The organism is Pedobacter foliorum (genome assembly GCF_013266735.1).
Classification (GTDB): Bacteria; Bacteroidota; Bacteroidia; order Sphingobacteriales; family Sphingobacteriaceae; genus Pedobacter; species Pedobacter foliorum.
Window position 1 is genome coordinate 621,142 of record NZ_JABSNU010000001.1, and the last position, 22,973, is coordinate 644,114.

Here is a 22,973-nt window from a genome sequence, read left to right on the forward strand (position 1 = left end):
CCAGCAAAGCAATTCTTTAATAAATTACCTCATCAATACGGAGATTCCGAGCGGTTGACCCTAGCGCCCAATAGACACTTCTTATGTCTACCAGACCAATGTTTAAGATTGAACTTCCAATCGTCCAATTTGTTCGCTATTTTATTAACTTAAATTATGCTAATTTGAGCCGCTGTCATAATACCCACAAAATTCTTGTCCTAAGCCCAACGTATGTTAAGGTTGCGGTTTTTGCTATTAAAAAATGATCTATCAGTCTATTATTAAGGTGTGCTTTAAAGTTTTTAGCAACTTAGTTAACCTATCATCACTTAAATGCTCCAGTCTATATTGTCTGTATATTTTCTCTCCATCACGAAACGTGACTTCAAATTCATCATCATATGCTTCGATCACAATATATTTTTGATCAGGTCTTAATCCATGTTGAACCGATCGGGAAATCAATAGCAGGTGAATGGATGTACCGAAACGGAAACAGCTATCTTCCCCCTTCTCCTTTAAATCTAAAATAAATTGTGAAATTGGTTTTAAACGTTCAAAGCCTGAGTAATTAGTGATAAGGTCTTTAAAGTAACGTTCCGTTTCAGTCAATGACGCTGCAAATTGATTTAATATTACCTCGGTTCTAGTCTGCATAAAAAAATCATAAACTATAAAGTTACACATTAACTTGTATCGTGATAATTCACTATTTTATTTAATTTATATCTTCTCTTTCGATAGAAGGCCTTTCCTTAAAAGCAAAATTTCAGTATCAGATGATGGGATGCTTAATCCTATTTAATTAACTGATACCCACATTAAACCTTCCCTGACAAGCAGGAAAGGCTTTTTTAGGAAACTGGTTTTGCTATTTCAATAAGACCTCGAGCTGCTTTTGTAACTCCGGATTAGAAGGACGCTTTGCGTCATTGTCAATGACAATGCCATCAGGACCGATCAACAGGAATCTCGGAATGGTATTTACCCCGAATTTCTTGACAAATTCTGACTTAAAATCATTGTCTGCAATGAGCTGGATCCCATGTAAATCGTTATCCTTTACATAGCTCAACCATTTATTTTTCTCTGCCGGTGCATCCAGTGAAATGCTGACGAATTTAATATTCTTCTCCTTCAGCCTCAGTTCAAGTTTTTTAAGCGCTGGAATTTCCGCAATGCAGGGAGCACACCAGGTTGCCCAGAGGTCAATGTAAACAAAGCTGCCCCGCATACTTTTGAGGCTTACCAGCTGGTTATCAGGATTGCTATAACTGAAATCAGGAACAACTGCATTTTTTTCCGTTGCTTTTAAGTTTTTAAAAGCCTGTTCAATGTCCTGGAGACGAGTCGAAACTTTAGTGCTGCTGAGGTATTCCTTATAGAAGGATTCTACTTTTGTACTGCTCTTGGACATCCTGATTAGTGATAGGGTAGTGGTGTACAGAAAATGGTCCTTGATGTAATCGTTGTTGATTTCTTTCCTGATGAAAATGAGTTTGGCCTGATCGGGGTTTTTCAAAGAATCACTCAGCTTCTGGTATCGGCCTGAACGTGTTTCGAAGTTAATCCGATTATTGATTGCATAGCTATAAGAAGAAGAGTTTTTAAACAGCAACTCGTTGTTCATGTCCCACCCGGAATACAACAGCTCATCCACTTCTTTCTTTTGCTCCTCCGTCATTTTCTTGCTGAATTGATATAGGTAAGCATTTTGCAACTGCTGGTTATAGTCTTTTGCGCGTTTAGCCAAAGGGATGGAAAGCGTTTTCTTTAACGAATCCATTCTGGTGCTGTCCAGTCCATAAAAGAGTTTCCAGTTATAGATTTTATTGAGGCGAATGTAATTGATCTCTTCATGCATCAATGTTTTAAAGAATTTATTGCTGGATTTGTCAATCGTTAGCAACGCCTGTTCTTTGTATTTGTCCATGATCGGGAAAAATTTTTCTGGCTCAGTGAGTAGCACTGAATATTTCACACCGTATCCACTATTGGAATTCATCTGGTTTAAGGGAGCCTGGATTTGTTGGATCAGGTTGTTTTCCAGACTTCCTTTCCCGCTAAATTCATATCCCTCATTGTTTTTTTTGATGATTAGGCTATAACTGGGTTCCAAATAGATGTCTCCAACCTCTCCCAGGCTGTACATCCCTTTTTTAAGTGTTTTGATATTGACTTTGTAGTTCCCATTTTCATCAGCAATTACCGGTGTGCTCCAGCCATCGTTATTGCTCAGGGACCACTTTGACTTGTCCGTTGCCTGAATGACACCGGACACCTGGGCATTTGTAGTTTTTGTGCTGCCTGCAATCAGGAAGACCAGCAGTAAATAGGTTGAGGTTTTCATATCTATAACTAATTAGCTAGTTAATTTACTACTAAGTTTTTAGTTATACAAATCATATTTGTAATTTATTTATGCAATCTGTGTTTCAGGGCAGGAGCTGACCGCATTACCGGGCATGCTGCGATTTAGATTAAGATGAAACCTATCAAAAATATACTCCAGAGGCTATAAATGATCCTATAGAAGAATCGGTAATCGAATAGCAAAACGTACACTCCGATGATTTAGAATTATTTATCCTCTGGAGGGAAAAATAGCCATAGAACACCTATTTGACGAGCTTGACCCTAAATTCTATTCTTTTTGAAAGGATCTGATTAACTTACCAATATGAAAAAAGTATGCAGTACTGCGTTGTTGTTTAGCACTTTAATATTTGTTCATTTACAGGCCTATCCTCAAAACCTTAGTGTTCAGATGAAAAAGCTGTTTGATGGCTTCGAACAACAGCATACTTTAAATGGTAATGTCCTGGTTGCTGAAAAGGGAAAGATCCTTTACAGTAAGTCATTCGGTTTTGCCAACCTGAAGGATCAGAAAAAAAACACCGATGCCTCAGCATTTCAGATTGGCTCTGTTTCCAAAACCTTTACTGCCGTTGCCATCCTTCAATTAAAGGAAAAAGGTAAATTCAAACTCGAAGATCCTTTGGTAAAGTATTTCCCTGAATTTCCATATCGTGAAGTAACCATTCAACAATTACTGAGTCACACTTCCGGGATCCCAGATAAAGAAGAATTGTTCCTCTCGGCAATAGAAAATGACCCCGATCGTCTATTTACCAATAAAGATGTCATCCCTGCGATGAAAGTTTCCGGCATTCCCCTGGCATTCAGTCCTGGTAGCAGCTGGCGGTATTGTAATATGGGATATGCGCTGTTGGCCATGTTGGTAGAAAAATCCAGTAAGCAAACTTTTAGCGATTATTTGGATACCCATATTTTTAGACCCGCGAAGATGCATCATAGTTACCTGCTCAAACCAAAGCCAGGGCCAAATCAGGTTACAGGATACCTGATTCGTGCCCACTACCTGGGAGATATGGAGTCCATTGACAGCAGCAGAAAGGTGAGGCCCTGGAGTTATAATATGCGGGGTTTTGAAGGACCGACAAATATCATCAGTACTACCGCTGATTTGTTGAATTTTGATCAGGCGCTTCGAAGTACTAAATTGCTGAAGGCAGCTACGATAAATGAAATGCTAAGTCCTGCTTTGCTTACCAATGGCAGGTCCACTTCCGCAGACGGAGAGTTTGGGAAGGCCAGTTATGGATTGGGATGGTTTTTGCAAAGTGATACCAGTGCAGGAAAGATCGTCATGCATACTGGAAGAGAGCCAGGTTTCTTTAGCTTCTTCCTTCGGGACCTTAGCCATAACAGAACATTGATCCTGATTGACAATGCCGAGAGCAGTGCCTTTGGACTTGCCTGTAAAGAAAGCTTTAATTTGTTAAGCGGGCGTCAGTATTTTGCTGAAAATGCTAAGTCCAAACAGTCCCTTTTTCTTGCCTATGCGAAAGAACTTTTTCATAAAGGTGCTGATCAAGCCATCACGTTGTTCAATCAGTTGAAGACGGATACAGCCGCTTATTATGCGGCGGAACATGAACTCAATGATCTGGGGCTTGAGTTGCTGGATGATCACCACTACCAGCCTGCACTGGAAGCATTGAAACTCTGTACCATTCTTTATCCCGACAGTTGGAATACTTATGACAGTTATGCAAAAGCATTATTAGAAACAGGAAAAAAGGAGGCTGCCATACTGATGTATCAAAAGTCAGTGGAGATGAATCCGGGAAATGAACCGGCAAAAAAGATCCTTAGCGAAATCCAGTCTAAACCATAATTTCCAGCTAATTTTAAAGCAGTTTTGGAAAATAATCTCCAAACTATCGAATTCTTATTTTACATTGAAATATCAATTCAAGCGTAATCCTGAGGTCTCCAGTGTATATTCCAATAAAAATGGTTCTTCCCAACTTTTGGTGGAAGATTTAGATGTTCTTATATTTACTGATTAGCGAATGCTTTTAGACTGCTATTCAAATGTGTTTTTGAAAGCGCTTTTTTAAATCCAATTACTTACCGTTAAAAGCCTCTTTTGACGATTTGTAGTAAAATACCTGTGTCATTATAGCGCGACCCTTAAAAAATAACTATGGCTACATTAAACCCATACATTTACTTCAACGGAAATTGTGAAGAAGCCTTCAATTTTTATAAATCAGTGTTTGAAAAGGAGTTTACCTACCTTGGACGCTATAAAGATGTGCCACAAACAGACAGCGCAGTTTTCAGGGAAACAGACGAGAAAATTATGCACGTTTCTTTACCAATTAGCGAGGAAACAGTACTAATGGGAGCTGACAACAAAGAAGCATATACGGAACTATTGACCTATAGCAACTTTTCACTAATTGTTCATGCTGACACAAAAGAAGAAGCAGACAGATTATTTAATGGACTTTCTGAAGGTGGACAAATAAAAATGCCAATGAATCTGACATTTTGGGGTTCTTATTACGGTATTTGTATAGATAGATTTGGAATTATGTGGAAGGTAACAATCGAATCAGAAAAGTAAACCAATGTGTTTGTATACATAAATAGTAGGCAGGTGGAAAACCACCATCTGTTGACCCCGTTCCACCAATTTCAAAAGACACCAAAACAAACTGGTTATCAGCAAGTAATCAATAATTTATTTTTGGCGAAGAGGGATCAATAGATTCTGGCTTTTCCAGTCCAGCACCAAATTGGGGAACAACCAATCTTCCGAAATACACCGTCCTGGTATAAATGGTATGCCTCTTAGATTAGGTAGGGGCAGAAAGGATATAGGTCAACATTCCCGCAACATCCGCGTGTGTATGTTTATAGTGATCCGGTGCTTGTTTAAACCCTTTCTTTTCAAGTAATTTTACAGAACCAGGATTCTCGCTCGAAGGAAACGCCATAATGGCTTTTGCACCCATGGTATCAAATCCATAGGCTACGACACAAGAAAGAACCTCTGCCATAATGCCTTTATTCTGAAACTGCGGAAGCAGCTCATACCCAACCTCGACAGTTTCTTCCGGTAGGTCAAAATTCCAAAGGCAAATCGCACCAATCAATGCTTCGGTATCCTGGTAAGCTATCCCCCAAAATATGCATTCATTCGCATTGATGAGATTTTCTATCCTATTGATATAGGTGAAAGCTTCATCCAGACTCGTAAACGGCTTTTTGCCAGTCAAACGGGCAACTTCAATATCAGACCGCAACTGGTAAATTACAGCTGCGTCGTCTAATGAAAGCTTTCTGAGTACGAATCTACTGGTCGTTAATGCTGGAAATACGGAAAAATCGGGTTGTCTCATGGTTGCTGATAAACGTATTAAGGTATCAGAATATTTTTAAATTCTGAACCGCTTAGTAAACTAAAAGAGGTATAAGGCATTACTGTATGAAAACGAATCGTCTGGTTAAGAACCAGACTTTACAATTCAATTTCCAGATGAATACCATTTGTGGCATAAAATCTAAGGCAAGAAGCTTTTCGCTTTATTTTTAAATTCATATCTTTATTTTCGCAGTTCATTTAGTTGTCAATTTTGAAAATTAACGAGCATCCGCAAATCGAAAATCATGTAACTCAGCCATCTGATATTTTTCTTAGTGCCTTTAAGTATTCTGGAATAGGGATCGCACTGATCGGCTTGGACGGGAGTTGGATTGATCTTAACAATACGGTTTGTCAAATTACAGGTTACACCAGGGCTGAGCTGTTAAAAATGACTTTTCAGGAAATAACATATCCTGATGATCTGCTCCAGGACCTCGATTATTTGCAGCAACTGCTGGCAGGGGAGATCGACACCTATACCATGGAAAAACGTTATGTCACAAAAGTACGTAGAGTGATATGGATAAGTCTTACGGTTTCCCTGGTGAAAGAAAACAACAAACCCTCCTTTTTTATTTCTCAAATCATTGATGTTGACAACAAGAAGAAGCTCTCCCAAATGCTGGATGTTAAAGTCAGCGAGCTGGAACTGACCAAGCAGACACTGGATGGGAAGATCAGACAAATGGAGGAACTTAATTACACACTGACGCATAACCTCAGAGGGCCACTTAAGAATTTGCAGTTGATTGCTCATGCGCTTTTATCCAAAATCGACCCATCAGTTCCCCCCAATGAAATTGCTGATGTGATATCCGAACTGGAGGGACTGCAAATGCTTTCAAAAAGTTCTGCAAAGTTAGCCGATGACCTGGATCAACTGATGAAATTGACCAGTACCAAGCAAAACCCGACCTTAGATTTCAGGCAATGTGATATTGAACAAATGACAGGGGAGGTCCTTCAGCAATTGAGCGCAACGATCTATGAAAAACAGGCCGCACTTACGATGAGTTTTGATGTGCCATACCTATCTGCCCCGCCCGTTTATCTCAAAAGTATCCTCTATAACCTGGTCAGCAACGCCCTGAAATATACCAGCACACTAACCTTACCAGAGATCAGCATCAGCACCTTTGAAACAGGCACCTGCAAGACGCTGAGTATAAAAGACAATGGCATTGGTATCGATCTTAACCGTCATGGCAACCAGCTCTTTCAACTCAATCAAACCTTTCATACTGGCTATGACAGTACAGGGATCGGACTTTTCCTCACCAAAGCCCAGGTTGAAGCTATAGGCGGGCGACTTTGTGTGGAGAGTGAACCCGATAAAGGCAGTACATTTGCAATCTTATTTTCTGATTGAGGTTGATTTCCGAATGGTCCTTTAATTGTACAGTGCCCTTACCAGCGGAGCAAGCAGCTATTTAATGAAAGCGTAATCAAATGGAGGAAATCCAATCGGTAATTCTTACCAGACGAATTTCCCCTCCATGCTCAAGGTGTTGGAATCATTTCGACCAGGATTTGATGGCCAGCGCGGTCGTAATACACACAGCTCATTTCTGTAAGGTCAACAATCCATTTCTCCACCCCGGTTTGTGCACAATGCCTGCAAAAAGTAAAATAATCAGATCCTCCCTGCTGATGCTGAAGGAGGTAACTGGTAAACAAAGCTTTACTTGACTGCTCTGCGATCGTCAGCTCCTCATATTGAGGCCCGGATTGAGTCTGGTAGCCATCAACACCAAAATATAAAGTATGACTGTCAACGACATACGTTTCAAACTTTTTTACACCAAGTACAATGATGTCCTGAATGTATTGAGGGAAATCTGCACCGCTTTTTACCTGCTCATGTGCTGCCCTGATCTGAGCAAGTGTAAACTGAGGTTTAACATTAGGGTCTTGAAGAAAACTGAACATAATTTGTTTATTTATTTACACAAATATCCAAAACAGCAAAAAGCCAGGATTGTAAAAAATCGTTGATTAACTATTCCCCTTAAAATAATCTTCCGGTGCAAGGCCAGTAAAGTTTTTAAACTCTTTAATGAAATGAGACTGGTCATAGAAACCCATCTCATGCCCCAATTCTGTCAGCGAACGTTTTGGGTCATAAACCTGTAAAGCATATTTCATGCGAACAATCGAAGCAAATTTTTTAGCAGAAGTACCTACAGCACTCCTGAACCGTTTCTCAAAAGGGCTCTGGCTAATAGGAACCTGCTGTAACAGTTCCTTAATCCTGATGTTACCGTGATGCCGGTGAATGACCGCGATGGCCTGCAAAACCATTGGGTCGGGTTCCCTGTTACGCATTCTAGAGATCAGAAACCGCTCAACAATTGCAATCCTTTCCGTATCAGTTTTCGCCGAGCACAGCTGCTCCTCTAAAATCAACAGTTCAGAACGCAACATAAAATTATCCAGCGAAACACTTTCTCGGAAAAGCTCATGCAGCGGCTGCCTGAAAAACACAGTAGCACCAGCCGCTGCAAAGAATACCAACACCGTTCCAATATTCACTGAGTTCCTGAACAAACGAAAACTGTCATTTAAGCCCGTGATACCCGATGGTGCCAATTTATATTCTTTTCCCTGCAGCTCATAAGCCAACTGGCCATCATACTGAAAACCAATCACTATACCTGTACCAGGCAATACCTTATAAACGCTTTCCTCGGTTGTTTCTGAAATAACAAGTGACCTAACATAAGGTCGTAGCGGTTCACAAGGCAGGTAGGTGTCGAATTTCATTCCATCGACAATTTACAAAAAAAATCATGCTGTTCAGATTTCTTATTTCCTTTATAAAACCGATCAATATAGCCATTAATCAATTGACGCAAAAGAGCAAGCAGTAGAAAATCAAAATTAATATCCTAAAATGGAGCGCTATGGAATGTTTTATGCTATCCCTAATCCGTAGCAAATTTTCGCTTTGATCGATTGGTCTTTTGCGGCATTTGTTTCCCCCAAAAACGGCCGGACTCAACGTTAAAATTTATTAGTTAGTGGCAGTACATAACATCTGAGATTGATATCCCCAATTAATTAGTGTCCGTCAAAATAAATTTACTTTCTTGCTTTCAGGGTAAGGATGTAGGTTTTCACTGCAAGGGTGTCATGGGCGGCCAGCATCGACAGTGATGATTCGTTGAACTCATTGTTTACGATCCCATCATATCGGAATAAAGATCGTGGTGTGCCATCAAATGAGGAGGAAATACGGTAAGCAAAAAACGGAAGTTTCAGTTCCTGGTGATTGCCATAGGCGATCCTTACTTCTTTGGAGGTTTGCGCTCCTTGTGACTGTACTACATTCTCATGTTTGAGCAGGTGATAACGAATGTTGTCGAACCCGGCAGCAGACTGGAGCAGGGTCAAGCTGAAAGTAAACAGAAACTGTTCACCTGATTGCCGTACTCCGAATTTGAAGTTGTTGTTTCCAAAAAATATGGAATCTTTGGATACGAAACTAAGGTATAGGTTACCTTTGCCTGTCTGATCATCTTCCGCATGAAAATAACTCACATTCCCAGTGAGCTGCCGAATTTTTATCGGGTCCTTTATTTCCCCGCCTTTAGTGTATACGCGGGTGGCAGTTTCTACCTGGGCTGATTCTGAATAGAAATCTATTGGGAACTGTGCTTTACCTGCGGAATCTTTTTTACAGGCGAACAGCAAGCTGAAGGCAAGAAATAATACAAGGGATGGACAAAAATACTGGATGCTTTTCATCATGTTGAGCGGTATTTAGAATAGTCGAAAGTAATATTTTTTTTTAAAAAAAAACTATTCCAAGGACATGTCAGCTTGAGGATGCAAACACAAAAAATATTGGTTTATTTGGATGCTTTTTTAAAGTAGCATTTCAGGTACTTTTAATAAAAAAATATGAAAAAAAATAAATTATTGCGAATGGACAATATGGGGATCGTTGTAGAATCCCTTGATGATGCTATCTTTTTTTTCACCGAGATCGGCTTGAAGCTCGAGGGAAGAGCCTCGATCGAAGGAGAATGGGCCGGTCGCGTGACCGGGCTTGGTCCTCAGCACGTAGAGGTGGCGATGATGGTTACCCCCGATGGCCACAGCCGGCTTGAACTTTCACAATTTCTAGCTCCACCAATTGTCTCAGATCATAGCCGAGCTCCTGTGAATGCACTCGGTTATCTGCGCGTGATGTTCACTGTTGAAGATATTGACGAATTGGTATCCAGACTCCTTAAGCATGGTGCTGAACTCGTTGGCGAAATGGTTCAGTACCAGGACTCTTATCGGCTCTGCTACATTCGGGAGAAACACGGACTGCTAATTGGTTTGGCCGAACAACTAGGTAACAAAGGATAGGAGAAAGTCTGATACCGGTTTCGTTTTACCGTTTTTGGAGGGGTTAATCATTATGAAATTAATTCTCTTTCTTTAGTGCTGTTATACTTCTTTCGACAGTTTTCCATCGCTTGATCAAAGGTTAGAAAGCGCCATTAGTTAGTTGATTCCCATTAATTTAAAAGTACGCCTCAGGAAAGCAAGGGCGAATTCCTTCTTTTGTAATGTACTGAAGAGCTGCAGCTCTTCTAATATAGAAGTGTCATTATCAAGAAACTTCAATACTTGAACAGGGCTATTTTCTTCGAACATCTTAGAAAATATCTTTTCCCCGGAAAGACGGCCCCTGCTTAGTAGATGAAGGAGTATGCCATCGTAAGTGTTAAATCTCTGTGCTGTGACAGGTGGGATTCTTGGATCTCCCTGTCTAATTAATTTCTCGACAATTGCAGCCGTATGCCTCTGAATAAAGCTAAAGGTATAACCGGTCGATCCTTTAGTAAACCCTCCTGCGGTACCCAGATAAATAATACGACCCCGTTGTTTTCTGATAGGATGGTCAGACATTGGAATTACTCCATATTCCTGCGCTTTGATGCTGTACTTTTTGCAATGCAGTTGTTCCGTAATGTATTGCTCTAGTGCTGCACTGTAGTATTCTGCTGGGAGTTCTTTTTCAGAAAAGACAGTATATTCAACTAAAGCCCGATTAGAACCCAGGGGTAGAACATAAACGAATGAAGTGCCCACCTGCTGGGGCGTGTTAAAGTCCATCAATGTTGCGCAATCCGGGTTGAACGTCTGCCCCTCTGTCTCTATCACCCAGCCCTGAAAATGTTGGAGGAGATATTGGTAACGGTCCGGTCTTTTTTTAAAGGCCTGTGGAATGCTGGAAAAAATATAATCTGCGGTATATAGCGCTCCATCTATCCTGACATGCGCCAGCTCTTTTTTAGTGTATAGCTCTTCTACATTTCCATTGATACACTGAATGTGATCGTCCTTGTCCAATTGATCGTCAGTGTAGCAATAGAAGTCTTCCGAACGAATCATCTTATACTGGTAGGGCTGGATATCCAACTCCTGATCGATGAAGGAACTGGAGAAGGACAATCGGTCCCATTTCCTGTAGACAATAGGCTCAAATGTATCCGGATGCTTTTCCCAAAAGCACCATGTTTTATCATTTCCTTTTTTTAACTCCTTGTCTACGAGCAATGCTCTCTTATTGAAGGCCCTCAGGTAAGGCAACATGCGGACAGCCAGACTTCGTCCCGAACATCCTCCACCGGCTATGATGTAATCAAAGTGTCCCATCTTAATTTTTTTTAACCTGTTGCCAGTATTTCCGAGCAGCGAATAGCATACCAAAGGATTCCCCATCGTGTCTATCCAGATGCTTATGGTGCATTTTATGTGCTCTTTTAATGGTGTTGATATACCTGTTGTTACTTCGTGAAAACCATTTGAAGCGTTGATGGATGATCACATCGTGGACGATAAAATAGGCGATCCCATAAAGTAAAATGCCCAGTCCCATGTAAAACATCCAATTGAATCCTTCTTTCGCCCCAAAAAAGAACAGCAGAATACTAGGGGTGGCGAATATTAAAAAAAAAGCATCGTTTTTTTCAAAGAAATGCGGTTTTTTCTGATGATGGTCCTGGTGTAATGTCCATAGTAATCCATGCATCACAAATTTGTGTGTAAACCACGCAACACCCTCCATAAAAATAAAGGTGCCTGTGGTAATGAGTACATAAATCATCCAGTTATCCATTGGTTTGCTTGTTTTTGTAATGTCCTATCACGTGCTTAGTCCTTTCTTTTCTGCTATGGAGCAATGTTTTGAAGTAGCTAAGTATTTCAATACTTTTTGCTTGAGCTCTTTATCCTTAGTTGCTTTCAAGTTAGCGATCAAATAGCGCTTATCCTGTTCTATATGGTCATTGTAATTGAGAAATCCCGGAAGGTTCGTTTGTATTAGAAACCTTAAAAACCTAATCTCCAGATTGTCCGGTTCTTTTGTAACTGCTGCTTCAATTAATCGCTTGCCTTTTTTAAAGCTCCTGAATTTGTTTAGCGGGTTAAATACATATTTTGCCTGCATCATCTCAGCAGCACCTTTGTAGCAGATCAAAAGGGGCGAAGAAGATGATTCCACTGCAGACAATAGTCCTAAAAGCTGGTTTGCTGCATCTTTACTGTCTGCTGATGCTTCGAACAACATTTTTACTTTCTGAATTTCCGGTTCAGTACCGGAAGATGTCGTTACAAACAGGAATGTAATGAAAAAGACCGATAGCTTCATATGGTGTTGGTTTTGTACCTGATGATCGAATCAAACATCAATCCGAATTTATGTACGTTGGAAATTCTGATTCTTTCGGTCATGACTTTTTCTGCAGTACTGTTTTTGATTTTATTAAATAACTTTTGGTAATACACATAAGCGAGGTAAACACCATTTCTGGAGGAGGGAGGTAATTTTCGGATTCCCGTAAGGGCGAGTTTAAACTCCGCTTCAATTTCCTCTTCTATTATCCTTTTTTCTACATTAGTGAATGCGGATAAGTTTACATTTGGGAAGTAAGTGCGGCTTAAGGTATAGTAATCGGCATTTACATCCCTTAGGAAATTTACTTTTTGAAATGCGGAACCTAACTTCATCGCCGAATGCTTTAATTCCTCGTATTGCTTTTTATCACCTGCTGTAAAAACCTGTAAACACATTAATCCTACCACCTGAGCGGATCCCAGGATGTATTGCGCATACTTTTCATGGGTATATAATTCTTGCTGCAGATCCATTTCCATGCTTTCAAGAAATAATTCTATCAGTTCTCTTTCTATGTGGTATTCATTTACAGCTTGCTGGAAGGAATTGAGAACCGGGTTAAGGCTGATCCCTTCTTCAATCGCCTCAAAGCAGTCTCTTCTAAATTTGGACAACAAAGTAGCTTTGTCATAGTCATGAAAGCTATCTACAATTTCATCCGCCAACCTCACAAAACCATATATGGAATATATAGGTTGACGGAGTTTTTCGTTTAAAAAATAAATACCCAATGAAAAGCTGGTACTGTAACGTTTGGTGATCATTCTGCTGCATTCTGCCGATAACTTGTCAAAGATTTCTTTCATAGGTTATTTGTTTAGGTATTTTATGAGTGCTTTAGCTGCCACATTTCCAGAGATAATGGATGGAGGTACTCCTGGTCCGGGAACGGTAAGCTGCCCGGCATAAAACAGGTTGTCGATTTTTTTGTTCTTCAGGGAAGGCTTCAGATTTGCGGTCTGCATCAGGGTATTGGCCAGTCCGTACGCATTTCCCTTGTAAGCGTTGTAATCTGCAATAAAATCACTGACACAATAACTGCTCTTATAATCCAGATGCTGGCGGATAGCCGTTCCTGTATACGCTTCAAGCCGATCCATTATCAAGGTGAAATAGTGTTCCCTGATCTCTTCGGGGTCTTTTACGTCAGGGGCAAGCGGCATTAAAACAAACAGATTTTCATGGCCCTTTGGTGCCACATCAGGATCGGTGATACTCGGACAGCACACGTAGAATAATGGCTTTGATGGCCATTGCGTATCTTTATAGATCTCGTGTGCGTGTTGCTTCAAATCCTCATCAAAGAATAAGGTATGGTGATGCAAGCGGTTCACCTTGGTATCGACCCCTAAATAAAATATCAGAGCGGAGGGAGCAAAGGTTCTTTTGTCCCAATATTTTTCTGAGTAATTTCTGTGTATATGGTTGAGTAGCTTTTCTTCTACATGATGATAATCAGCTGCTGCAATTACACCATCATAGTCTTTGCTTCCTGCGGTAGAAATTAGGGTGGTCACCTGTTTGCCATTCACTTTTAGCGCCGTTACAGCAGTATCGCCATGAAATTTTACCCCTTGTTTTTCTGCAACAGCTTTCATGGCGTGTATAACAGTTCCAAAACCACCCTTGGGGTACCAGGTGCCTAGCTTCAGACCGGCATAGTTCATCAGGCTGTATAGTGCCGGGGTTTCTTCCGGCATCGCACCAAGAAAAAGAACCGGGAATTCCATTAAGGCAATGAGCCGGGGATCTTTGAAATATTTTTTAACATGTGAGCTGAAAGAGGTAAATACCTGCAGTTTAAAAAGACCTTTGATGAGGTCCATATCTGCAAATTCCATTAGCGAAAGTCCTGGTTTATGAACCAGCTTACCCATACCTACTTTGTATTTATATTCCGCCTCGGTTAAAAAGTGTTTTAATTTTTCAGCACTTCCTTTTTCTATAGACTCGAACAACTGGCATAATTCCTCAAAATCCGCGGGAATGTTCAATACATGATTCCAGCCGAAAACGATACTAAATCCAGGATCAAGTAGCTGCAGCTCATAAAAGTCCCTGGCTTGATAACCAAAATCATTAAAAAACTTTTCAAAAACTTCCGGCATCCAGTACCAGCTGGGGCCCATGTCAAATGTATAGCCATTATCGGTAACCAGTTGGCGGGCCCTTCCACCGATTTCTGCATTTTTTTCATAAACATCTACCTGATAACCTTGTTTTGCGAGGTAAGCAGCAGAACTGATTCCTGCGAATCCAGAACCGATAACGGCTATTTTTAGTCCTTCCTGTTTCAATTTAGTTGGCTTTGAAGTGTATATTTATGTGGCTGTTTTCAACAAGTAAAAACCGCGTTACTGGCTTGGATAATTGCTTATAGTTTAGTAGCTGCTTTCAACTCATGAAAGGTCTCCAGCTTGGTCAGCAATCTGATCAGATCCATTTTTTCATCATTTGAAAGCGGTTCTGTTACATTCAAGGTTGCCTTTCTTATATTTTGCATGCTTTCATTTAAAATCTCAGTCCCTTTTGATGTAATTCGGATCATTCTGTTTCTTTTGTCGGTCCCCAATGCCTCCTGTTCCACGAGTCCGTTGTGAATCAACCTGTTCACGATCTGAATCCCGGGAGATTTTTCATGCACATTTAATTTTATGAGGGCTGTCTTGGTCATACTCCCAAAAGAGACCAGACTGATGAGGTAAATGAATTCATCTGGCGTTGAAAATTCTGTACCCACTATCGCTGCCTTTGCCTGTAGTTTTGCATACCTGTAAAGATGGACCAGTGAAGTATTGATGACGCTATCTGCAGAACGTCCTTTAGCTTTCCCTTCCCATTCCGGGTCTGCCGGGCTCGAATAACCGCTGGCCTGATCACGCTGGTTAAGCCACTTTAAAAATAAGTGAATGTCCTGGCTACCAGGATTGGCTTCCTCTTCATACACCTTAACTAAGGAAATCACTTCAGCGATTAAGTCGTAGTACATAACTTTTTAATTTGAACAAAAATAGTATAATTATATACTTATTTTGTCATTATTCCGTCATTGAATTACTATGATTAAGTATAATTAGTATATAAATGTACTTTATTTTTTGGAATACTTAGCTGGGAGCGGTGTAATCCATTACTGTTTAAAGGGATAAATTAATTTGGGTATTGCCAAAAAAAGACCTGATAAGCAATGGCTTTTCAGCTGTCATTCGCCGCCTATAGGAGGGGCAGCTTTTAGCTTACTGCAGGAGCTGCAGCCTGGTACTTCGCTTTATTTCGAATAAAATATTAATTATTGAGGGCTGAATGATTAGCTTAAGGTAACCCGTCAGGAACTGCTAGCAGCGCCTGACGGATTGTGATTTAATATGGATTTTCCCAATCTGTGAAAATCACCCTTGTAACCTAATCTAAAATCATGACGAGATCTGTTCCAGAACCCTTGCACAACAACCCTGTGCGTTTTTGAATCCGATCAATAGGGGATGAGGTTGGGAATGCATAATGGTCCTGCCACCTTTTTCCAGGTACATTTAGTTTAAACATGGTATTTTTTTACTTTTCGCCACCACAACAAAGCCCCTGTAATGGAAAGCAAGCCAGGCAATAATCCGATGATCACATATCCTATTTTGATGGGGACGCCACCAAAACTGCCGACATGAAGGGGGAAAAATGTAGCTTCTACCTTTTCCCAAATTCCTTTTTCAGCCAAGCGTTCAATAGCAGTCACTTTACCGGTGCCGGGATCAATGGAAATGGAATTCCCGTTATAGAAAAATGCAGATTGGTCCGGTAGGGTGCCACTTGCCTGGAAATTCTTTCCAGGCTGAGTTGGCAGATAGACTTTTTTCAGTATTAAATCAGGCATTTCTTTTCTGGCATGACCAAGCATCTGGTCTATGTTTTGGGAAGACAAGGTATTTATCGGAGCTGAAACAGTTTGCCGCTTCCAGTATGCACGATCCAATGAGAATTTATTCATCCAGAAACCGGTAAAGAAAATGACCACATTAAAAACCAATGCCCAGACGCCCACAACCCTGTGGAGGCCTGAGGACCTGGTCCTCCAGTTGTTCCATTTGATCTTCTCGCTAAAGGTCAGGACTTTCCATACATGTTTTCGGTAAATGACCAATCCTGTTATCGTAGATAAAAGCATCGTGAGACCAAAGATTGTAGTCAACAACAACCCCGGTAGCCCAAGCTGAAAACTCCAATGAAACTGCAATATCCAATGCATGACGCTTGGATTCAGGTCTTTCAGATTTCCTTCACGCAGCGTCTTACCAGAGTAAGGATTGATGCTGATCATCCCCAAATCATAGGTACTGAGCTTTCCGTCATTCTGATACAGCCTGAATTCATAAGCTTCATCAGGAGTCCCTTCAGGATTTAACCAAACTATACCCGCTAAGTTCGGACGATCCGTACCGATTTTTCTGTAAAGCGCATCTAAAGACAATACTTTACCTGTAGGTTTCACCTGAAGTAAGTCTGAATTGATCGCATGATCAATCTCCTTTAAAAACACCAGTGCCGAGCCACTTAACCCCAGCAATAGCAGGAATACCCCAGTGACCAGGCCGAGCCAGCTGTGCAGGGAGAATGCCAGTTTAGTTATTGATTTTGACCTGTTCATCGGATCTGATAGCTTATTCCAACTCTATAATTAAAGGGATCACCTAAACCGCCAGAAACCGTACTTGATCTGCTACCGGTAAAATAGCGCTTATCTGTTAAGTTATACGCATTAAACTGAATGTGATAACGGCCCCTTTGGTAATTGATGGCTGCATCCAATACAGTATACTCCGGGAACACAAAGTTCTGGTTACTGATCAGGCCAACCTGATCGCTCACATAGCGTACACCGCCAGCTATTCCCAGACCTTTTAGTGCAGTACCATAGAGGTTGTATTTTAACCAAAGGTTGGCCATGTGCTTTGGTGCATTTGCAAAACGATCGCCCTTTTTACCATAAGCACTTGTGCTTAGAATGAGGTGTTCGTTATAGGCATATCCCGCTATAACATTAAAATTTTGAACCGTGCCCGAGGCAGAGAATTCAATACCCCTGCTTCGGGTACCATCAATTGCGGCCTGACGGTGCGAGTTTTCTTCAGTAGGAGCGGCCGTGAGGATGTTTGCATATTTGATCTCGTATACGGACAATGTGGTTGACAATTGCTGATGAAAGAAATCAGCCTTAGAACCCAGTTCATATTGACTGGCCGTACGGGTAGGAAAGGGACCACCGGAAAGCACATTATTTGAAGTTTGAGGATTAAAAGACCTCAGGTAAGTACCATAAAAAGATATATTCTCTATAGGCAGGTAAACCAGTCCAACCCGTGGAATCCATCCGGAGGCCTGCAGTTCATCACCTTGTTTATTATCTCTTGCTGATAGTGGGGTTTCCTTTCCATCATACTTATCGTGTCGTAAAGAAAGCAGCGCTTTAAGGTGTCTGCCAAAACTCACCTGATCCTGAACATAAAAGCCCGCTAAATTGGTAATCCGTTTGTTGTCGTCCGCTTCCTCAGCCGGAACATCAGCTCCCGGGATGTCATTGCTGTAATCAGGATTAAAAATTGAAATACGGGTAGACGTTTTAAACTGGTAGTCATTTTTAGTCCAACCAAAACGGTTGTAGTCCGCACCAACTATGACCTGATGTTTAAAAGGCCCGGTCTTCGTAGCATAGCTTGCATAAGCCGTGGTTTGCAGACTAAAGCGATCGGTTTCCCAATCCTGGTACCCTCTGCTGATGGAATCATTTTTGATCTTTCCTAAAGGGATATGATCGGTAAAGTCCAACACATTTCTTACTGCACGTTGCACCACTGTTAGTTTCAGTTTTTCGTTGAAGCTATGGTCTAAGGTCAGCGTAGCCGATGAATTATTGGTTTTTCCATAATCAGTAGGGCTTTGGATGGTCAGGTTATTGGGATAATAATTGAAATCGAAAGTGCCATCAGCCCTGGTTCGGATAAAAGTTCCATTATCATACTGCTGAACAGCTTTTTGATGCGCATAATTAATTTCCAGGTGAAGACTTGTTTTATCTGAAAACAAATAAGTCAATGATGGCGCCAGGAAAATATTTTCTTTATCCTGACCATTACGGAAACTTTCAGATCTGTCGTATCCTATGATGGCACGATACAATAGTCTTTTGTTTTTAGTCAATGGTCCTGTAAGGTCTGCGGATGCCCGACGGAATTTCCAGCTACCTAGTGACAAGTCTATGTTATAGCGGCTTTCGGTAAGCGGTTTCTTAGTTACAAAGTTGATTACACCACCAGGAGCCCCTTCACTAAACAAGGCTCCGGAGGGGCCACGAAGTAATTCAACAGCGGCTACGTTATACAATAGTGGCTGCTGACTCCATAGAAAGAGGTTACCTCTGATGCCATTGTAGAGCAGGAAACTGGCATCATTAGGAGAATAGGCAGTAAACCCCCGCATATTGAATGAGCCATTTCCATTATTGGCTTTCATACCCGTGAAAGTACCCGAAAGTTCATTCAGTGTAAAAGCCTGTTTGTCCTGCATGACCTCTGAGGATACCACTTGTACCGATTGCGGGGTTTCAAGTAACCGGAGGTCCATTCTGGTAGCGCTGCTGGATTGTTTTACCTGGTAGCGTTTCTTGTTGGTACTTATGGCCACCTCCTTCAATTCCTGCTTACTTTCTGAGAGCTGCAAATTGAGAAAGGTATTTTTTCCTGCGGTAATGATCAGGTTTTGTTTGAGGGCAGTGTAGCCTATATTTGAAACCACCAGTACATAGGTGCCCGGAGGAATAGCGTCAAGGCTAAAATTTCCATCAGAATCTGTCTGCGTTTTGATTGCTGTCTGCTGTAATTGAACGGTGGCGCCGCTAACAGCTTCCTCTTTAGTGGTGACGATACGGCCTTTTAAATTACCTGAGCTAAGTTGTGCGAAAGATGTACTACTGATCAACAATAGTAATAATATGCTGAAAATATTGATTTTCATTTGAAAGTATAAAATAGGTTGATGAAGCAACCATCCGGTACGATTTTTCACATACGGTCGGTAGTGCTTCATTGTATTCAATTGATAATTTCTGCAAGCCCGGTCAGGTCAAATTAACCAGCCAGAGCTGCATCACGAATTCGGCCATAAAATGGCACATGGGTAAATTGGTATACTCCCGAATTGTGATTAAATAAGATAAGAATGCTTAGGCAGTAGGGGCCTGAGGTGGTTTGAAGATGTCGTTGGTAAAAGAAGAGGGTTTAAACTTTAGGTAGAAAGGATTGAAAGCGTTAACTGTAGGCGCAAGCTGGGATTCATTCAACTCAAGCATGTTCAATTTGCAAAAAAACAGCACATTCGCTTTTTCCAGATTCGCTGTTCTCTGTTTTTCTTCATTTTGCTCAGCCAGTTTCAGTTTTTTTGCCAGGACACACCGTCCGTTACAGTGCATTTCCGGTTTATCCTTATTTTCACAAAAGGCCATAGTAATGTAGTCCTGATTAATTTTAAAAGCAAGGATAATCCCGAGCTTATTAAAGGACTGCATACAGATCATGAGTAGTAATAAAAGACAAACTAATCTTCTCAATTATTGGGTTTTTATTGGGGCAAAGGTATTGTTTTTTGTGGTACCGGAAAAATCATTTCAGATTTAAGTAAGCTGAAATGATCTGGGTCATACGATTCAAAATGGGCGGAATCGAAATCTACAGAAATGACCTCGATAATGCAGGCCTCCAGGGCGCAAGCAGCACTCTGACACGGCTTTCTGTTTGATTTATTCCCGAAAACCAAGTCCTGCAATCGCCTCCGCTTTCACTGATCATTTCTGGTTTATCCATAATGGCCTCATCCGCCCATAGGTTGACACCTGGTCAGGTCTGCTTTTTTTTACAATTTGGAGGCTTAACTATTTGCTGAGTTGCGACCTGAGACGCTTGAAACAGGTTTACAAGATATCAGGTTACAGGTTCAAGTTCTGCGCGGACCGTGCTGCGTTTTGGCTCAGTCCTCCCTTCGCCACCTTTGTTATTGCTGTCGGTTCCTTTCTTTTTCTTTTTAAACTTACGGCCATACCAGATCAAAAAACCTGTAATTGGCAAACTTGCGCCGATCAGTGAAGCCAAAAATGCCAATACCTTTCCCGGAAAACCCAGGATACTGCCCACATGGATATCGTAGTTCATTTTTCGCAGTTTCTGTCCAAAAGAAGCTTGTTCATAAGCTACCGAATAGGGATCACGTCGCTTCAGCTCTTTGAGCGTATGCTGGTCAAAGGTATAGCCTTTACTATTGTAAAACTGACCTGAACTTGGATAGACCGTGATGTCAATCGTTGCAGCGGCACGTTTAGGATCTGGAAAGGAGTAATAAAAGCCCGTAGACCTGGGGTTCTTAGCGATCACTTTTTCCCAGGCAGCATCCATCGCCTGTACAGGCGTGTATATTTTACCTACCTGGAGGGAATCTGATTTCAAACGTCTGAATTCACCAAGCTGCTCACCGCCACTGGTTAGCCAGTACATACCTTCACTATACCATTGAATGCCGTAAACCATCCCGGTTAACGCTATTGCCGCTAAAAACAGCAGGGAATAAAACCCCAGTACATTGTGTAAATCCAGATTTACGCGCTTGAAAGAAGCTCCCCATTTGATCTTGAAACTTTTATCGGTAGTGGATTTGTTCCATTTTTTTGGATACCACCATATCAGACCAGTGATCAGCAGGACCACAAATACCAATGTCCCATAATTTACAATAGGTCTGCCAATTTCATAAGGAAGCCAAAGGAAGCGGTGCCCGTTCAATATAAAACGAAAGAAGTCAACCTCAGCAGGCTTGCGCACGGTATTGCTGATCACTGCTCCAGTATAAGGATTGAGCTTCAGTTGCACGCCACCACCTCTTCGTCCAGCACCACCGCGGCCTCCCTTTTCCACACGATTTCTCAGGTTAAGGTTGATGACCTCTCCCTGATGGTAATTCGCATAAGCAGGGACTTTGTCGCGATAAAGTGAAGCTGCAATCTGAGTCAGCTGTGAAGGGGTAAGTACCGGCTTGTCTTGCCATTCTACCTTATTTTCCGGATGGATCAGGTTCTCAATTTCTTCATTGAAAACCCAGATACAACCAGTTACACAAACAATCAGAACAATGACCCCGGAAACCAGGCCCAACCATAAATGCAGCCATTTGTTAATCCTGTTAAAAAGAGAATCTTTGCGCTTCTTTTTCGGTGTTGAAGTTTTATTTTCGATGATCATTGTGCTAATTTGTTTGGTGTAAATATTTAAGGTGTGCTTTATTTGGGGATGGTTTATTATTGCAGGTGTTGGATTGCAGTGATCAGACCGCCCTCTACCTGAAGTCCTTTTGTCGCTTTATGATTGGAGGCATCAATCTTGTAAACCCAGGTCGTCCCATCTTTTAAGTTCACACCGACATAACCGGTTTTACCATCTTTGGGACTATAATTGTTGTCAGTTAGGTCTACAATGGCAGCAGGTTCAGGGAAGCCGGTTACAGCGGATACAGTCTTGTTGACTACATCTACAATGGCCAAAGACTTACCAGTAACATATGCACCCTTAGTTGCCTTTGGTTCCATGTTCGCAATAAACTTGTTTTGTCCAATGTATAGCCAATTGGTGATCACATAACCATTAGATGCAGTTTCAAAATTCATCAGGTAGCTCTGGTCAAATTCTGTAGTACCAGCTTTGATGCGCGTAATTGAAGAAGGCTTAGTTGAAGTCAGTTTAGAGTCGTCAGTAGCTACTGATGATGAAAATGCATAAACGTCTCCATTTTCTACTAAACCAAGACCATCAGTGAAATACCTTCCAATGAAACTCGTTCTGGTATCCTTGATTGTCTTTTCATATTTCATTCCCGGGTAAGAATATACCGCGATACCAGCCTGATCCGGATATTTGGTAAAGAAGTTTCTCCCGGTAATAGAGAAAAATGGCGCAAACACTTTGTTTCCTACTTGCTTCAGCCAGCTGAAATGAGCAATTTCCCCGTTTCCGGCAGGCTGAAGCGCATCTATAGTACCCTCTGCTGTCTGCACATTGGTTTTGGAATCCACTATATACCAGGTATGTAAAGTACTGGCGCCAGCAGCTGCAAAGGATCTGGCAACTTTTACCATTAAAATATCATCATTAACCGGGGCAAATGCCTGGACCGTCGCCGCTACGAAGTCATTCAACTTATTTAATTTTCCAGCTTTAACATCGTAAACCGTAACGGCACCAGGACTTCCCTGACCGTAGAGCATACTGAAAAACTTATTACCAAGTGTTACATAATAACGGTAAGTACCATCCTGTTCCACGCCATTACCTACAATAGAGACCTTACCTTCATCAAGACTGGAAGCAGTCAGCAAATAGTCGGCTACATTTTCAATCGCAGTCGGTGTAACCGCAAGTACATAATTTCCAGGATTTTCCGGGATCGCCTCTCTGTCTTTCTTTTTATCGCAAGAACTTAAAACTGCGGCAAATGCCAGGGCCAAAAGCGTTTTGGTCATTGTTGTTTTCATATTGATTTTTTTAA

Annotated in this window: 21 protein-coding genes; 4 read left to right on the plus strand and 17 right to left on the minus strand. The window is 41.3% G+C overall.

Translation table 11 applies throughout. From position 1 onward, the window contains the following. Positions 1 to 252 precede the first annotated feature (252 nt). Both HQN83_RS02830 and HQN83_RS02835 read right to left on the minus strand, forming a co-directional pair. Positions 253 to 639, minus strand: a complete 387-nt coding sequence (locus HQN83_RS02830; protein ID WP_173088387.1) for a hypothetical protein — start codon at positions 637 to 639, stop codon at positions 253 to 255. A 214-nt stretch (positions 640 to 853) separates the two neighbouring features. Continuing rightward, positions 854 to 2,332: a TlpA family protein disulfide reductase gene (locus HQN83_RS02835; protein WP_173088389.1), complete on the minus strand. Its 1,479-nt coding sequence runs from the start codon at positions 2,330 to 2,332 to the stop codon at positions 854 to 856. 330 nt (positions 2,333 to 2,662) lie between these two features. On the opposite strand from HQN83_RS02835, the gene HQN83_RS02840 reads away from it, so the two are divergent. Together HQN83_RS02840 and HQN83_RS02845 are read left to right on the plus strand one after the other, a co-directional pair. After that, positions 2,663 to 4,183, plus strand: a complete 1,521-nt coding sequence (locus HQN83_RS02840; protein ID WP_173088391.1) for a serine hydrolase — start codon at positions 2,663 to 2,665, stop codon at positions 4,181 to 4,183. A 312-nt stretch (positions 4,184 to 4,495) separates the two neighbouring features. Further along, positions 4,496 to 4,921 carry a VOC family protein gene (locus tag HQN83_RS02845; RefSeq protein WP_173088393.1) on the plus strand — a complete coding sequence of 142 codons (426 nt, stop codon included), beginning with the start codon at positions 4,496 to 4,498 and terminating at the stop codon, positions 4,919 to 4,921. Positions 4,922 to 5,153: 232 nt separating this feature from the next. Here HQN83_RS02845 and HQN83_RS02850 read toward each other — a convergent pair whose 3' ends face one another. Beyond that, a complete protein-coding gene (locus HQN83_RS02850; RefSeq protein ID WP_173088395.1) occupies positions 5,154 to 5,699 on the minus strand; it encodes a GNAT family N-acetyltransferase in 546 nt (181 codons plus the stop codon). Positions 5,700 to 5,933: 234 nt separating this feature from the next. Between HQN83_RS02850 and HQN83_RS02855 the strand changes: the two genes are divergently transcribed. Then, on the plus strand, positions 5,934 to 7,094 hold the full coding sequence (locus tag HQN83_RS02855; RefSeq protein WP_173088397.1) for a sensor histidine kinase: 1,161 nt from the start codon (positions 5,934 to 5,936) through the stop codon (positions 7,092 to 7,094). 131 nt (positions 7,095 to 7,225) lie between these two features. On the opposite strand, the gene HQN83_RS02860 is transcribed toward HQN83_RS02855, so the two are convergent. The 3 genes from HQN83_RS02860 to HQN83_RS02870 form a co-directional block, all read right to left on the minus strand. Further along, positions 7,226 to 7,654 carry a DUF1398 domain-containing protein gene (locus tag HQN83_RS02860; protein WP_173088399.1) on the minus strand — a complete coding sequence of 143 codons (429 nt, stop codon included), beginning with the start codon at positions 7,652 to 7,654 and terminating at the stop codon, positions 7,226 to 7,228. Positions 7,655 to 7,720: 66 nt separating this feature from the next. Beyond that, positions 7,721 to 8,488, minus strand: a complete 768-nt coding sequence (locus HQN83_RS02865) for a helix-turn-helix domain-containing protein (RefSeq protein ID WP_173088401.1) — start codon at positions 8,486 to 8,488, stop codon at positions 7,721 to 7,723. 318 nt (positions 8,489 to 8,806) lie between these two features. Further along, entirely contained in the window at positions 8,807 to 9,475 is a 669-nt protein-coding gene (locus HQN83_RS02870; protein WP_173088403.1) for a hypothetical protein, read from the minus strand. Positions 9,476 to 9,628: 153 nt separating this feature from the next. Between HQN83_RS02870 and HQN83_RS02875 the strand changes: the two genes are divergently transcribed. Continuing rightward, complete coding sequence (locus HQN83_RS02875; protein ID WP_173088405.1) at positions 9,629 to 10,084, plus strand: VOC family protein; 456 nt, start codon at positions 9,629 to 9,631, stop codon at positions 10,082 to 10,084. Positions 10,085 to 10,222: 138 nt separating this feature from the next. On the opposite strand, the gene HQN83_RS02880 is transcribed toward HQN83_RS02875, so the two are convergent. The 11 genes from HQN83_RS02880 to HQN83_RS02930 all read right to left on the minus strand — a co-directional run bounded on the left by HQN83_RS02880 (position 10,223) and on the right by HQN83_RS02930 (position 22,959). After that, positions 10,223 to 11,380 (minus strand): lycopene cyclase family protein, encoded by a 1,158-nt coding sequence (locus HQN83_RS02880; RefSeq protein WP_173088407.1) that lies wholly within the window; start codon positions 11,378 to 11,380, stop codon positions 10,223 to 10,225. 1 nt (position 11,381) lies between these two features. Continuing rightward, a complete protein-coding gene (locus HQN83_RS02885) occupies positions 11,382 to 11,843 on the minus strand; it encodes a sterol desaturase family protein (protein ID WP_217277293.1) in 462 nt (153 codons plus the stop codon). Between the two features lie 27 nt (positions 11,844 to 11,870). Next, positions 11,871 to 12,374 (minus strand): hypothetical protein, encoded by a 504-nt coding sequence (locus HQN83_RS02890; protein WP_173088409.1) that lies wholly within the window; start codon positions 12,372 to 12,374, stop codon positions 11,871 to 11,873. Further along, positions 12,371 to 13,207 (minus strand): phytoene/squalene synthase family protein, encoded by an 837-nt coding sequence (locus HQN83_RS02895; protein WP_173088411.1) that lies wholly within the window; start codon positions 13,205 to 13,207, stop codon positions 12,371 to 12,373. The genes HQN83_RS02890 and HQN83_RS02895 overlap by 4 nt, the downstream gene beginning before the upstream one ends. Before the next feature lie 3 nt (positions 13,208 to 13,210). After that, positions 13,211 to 14,698, minus strand: coding sequence for a phytoene desaturase family protein (locus HQN83_RS02900; RefSeq protein WP_173088413.1), 1,488 nt, complete (start codon positions 14,696 to 14,698; stop codon positions 13,211 to 13,213). A gap of 77 nt (positions 14,699 to 14,775) precedes the next feature. Continuing rightward, positions 14,776 to 15,390, minus strand: coding sequence for a MarR family winged helix-turn-helix transcriptional regulator (locus tag HQN83_RS02905; protein ID WP_173088415.1), 615 nt, complete (start codon positions 15,388 to 15,390; stop codon positions 14,776 to 14,778). Positions 15,391 to 15,936: 546 nt separating this feature from the next. After that, the gene (locus HQN83_RS02910) at positions 15,937 to 17,040 is read right to left on the minus strand and encodes a PepSY-associated TM helix domain-containing protein (RefSeq protein WP_173088416.1); all 1,104 of its coding nucleotides are present in this window, start codon (positions 17,038 to 17,040) and stop codon (positions 15,937 to 15,939) included. Then, positions 17,037 to 19,475: a TonB-dependent receptor gene (locus HQN83_RS02915; protein WP_246254193.1), complete on the minus strand. Its 2,439-nt coding sequence runs from the start codon at positions 19,473 to 19,475 to the stop codon at positions 17,037 to 17,039. Before HQN83_RS02915 ends, HQN83_RS02910 begins: the two co-directional genes overlap by 4 nt. Before the next feature lie 136 nt (positions 19,476 to 19,611). After that, complete coding sequence (locus tag HQN83_RS02920; RefSeq protein WP_173088418.1) at positions 19,612 to 19,995, minus strand: hypothetical protein; 384 nt, start codon at positions 19,993 to 19,995, stop codon at positions 19,612 to 19,614. A 370-nt stretch (positions 19,996 to 20,365) separates the two neighbouring features. Next, a complete protein-coding gene (locus HQN83_RS02925) occupies positions 20,366 to 21,673 on the minus strand; it encodes a PepSY-associated TM helix domain-containing protein (protein ID WP_173088420.1) in 1,308 nt (435 codons plus the stop codon). Positions 21,674 to 21,729: 56 nt separating this feature from the next. Continuing rightward, the gene (locus HQN83_RS02930) at positions 21,730 to 22,959 is read right to left on the minus strand and encodes a DUF4374 domain-containing protein (protein WP_173088422.1); all 1,230 of its coding nucleotides are present in this window, start codon (positions 22,957 to 22,959) and stop codon (positions 21,730 to 21,732) included. Positions 22,960 to 22,973 lie beyond the last annotated feature (14 nt).

Excerpts from the sequence above, each read along its gene's own strand:
- HQN83_RS02925 (WP_173088420.1), bottom strand. The coding sequence starts at position 21,673 with ATGATCATCGAAAATAAAACTTCAACACCGAAAAAGAAGCGCAAAGAT.
- HQN83_RS02895 (WP_173088411.1), bottom strand. The coding sequence starts at position 13,207 with ATGAAAGAAATCTTTGACAAGTTATCGGCAGAATGCAGCAGAATGATC.
- HQN83_RS02915 (WP_246254193.1), bottom strand. The coding sequence starts at position 19,475 with ATGAAGCACTACCGACCGTATGTGAAAAATCGTACCGGATGGTTGCTT.
- HQN83_RS02880 (WP_173088407.1), bottom strand. The coding sequence starts at position 11,380 with ATGGGACACTTTGATTACATCATAGCCGGTGGAGGATGTTCGGGACGA.
- HQN83_RS02865 (WP_173088401.1), bottom strand. The coding sequence starts at position 8,488 with ATGAAATTCGACACCTACCTGCCTTGTGAACCGCTACGACCTTATGTT.
- HQN83_RS02870 (WP_173088403.1), bottom strand. The coding sequence starts at position 9,475 with ATGATGAAAAGCATCCAGTATTTTTGTCCATCCCTTGTATTATTTCTT.
- HQN83_RS02860 (WP_173088399.1), bottom strand. The coding sequence starts at position 7,654 with ATGTTCAGTTTTCTTCAAGACCCTAATGTTAAACCTCAGTTTACACTT.
- HQN83_RS02905 (WP_173088415.1), bottom strand. The coding sequence starts at position 15,390 with ATGTACTACGACTTAATCGCTGAAGTGATTTCCTTAGTTAAGGTGTAT.
- HQN83_RS02840 (WP_173088391.1), top strand. The coding sequence starts at position 2,663 with ATGAAAAAAGTATGCAGTACTGCGTTGTTGTTTAGCACTTTAATATTT.
- HQN83_RS02930 (WP_173088422.1), bottom strand. The coding sequence starts at position 22,959 with ATGAAAACAACAATGACCAAAACGCTTTTGGCCCTGGCATTTGCCGCA.
- HQN83_RS02890 (WP_173088409.1), bottom strand. The coding sequence starts at position 12,374 with ATGAAGCTATCGGTCTTTTTCATTACATTCCTGTTTGTAACGACATCT.
- HQN83_RS02850 (WP_173088395.1), bottom strand. The coding sequence starts at position 5,699 with ATGAGACAACCCGATTTTTCCGTATTTCCAGCATTAACGACCAGTAGA.
- HQN83_RS02835 (WP_173088389.1), bottom strand. The coding sequence starts at position 2,332 with ATGAAAACCTCAACCTATTTACTGCTGGTCTTCCTGATTGCAGGCAGC.
- HQN83_RS02845 (WP_173088393.1), top strand. The coding sequence starts at position 4,496 with ATGGCTACATTAAACCCATACATTTACTTCAACGGAAATTGTGAAGAA.
- HQN83_RS02875 (WP_173088405.1), top strand. The coding sequence starts at position 9,629 with ATGAAAAAAAATAAATTATTGCGAATGGACAATATGGGGATCGTTGTA.
- HQN83_RS02885 (WP_217277293.1), bottom strand. The coding sequence starts at position 11,843 with ATGGATAACTGGATGATTTATGTACTCATTACCACAGGCACCTTTATT.
- HQN83_RS02910 (WP_173088416.1), bottom strand. The coding sequence starts at position 17,040 with ATGAACAGGTCAAAATCAATAACTAAACTGGCATTCTCCCTGCACAGC.
- HQN83_RS02830 (WP_173088387.1), bottom strand. The coding sequence starts at position 639 with ATGCAGACTAGAACCGAGGTAATATTAAATCAATTTGCAGCGTCATTG.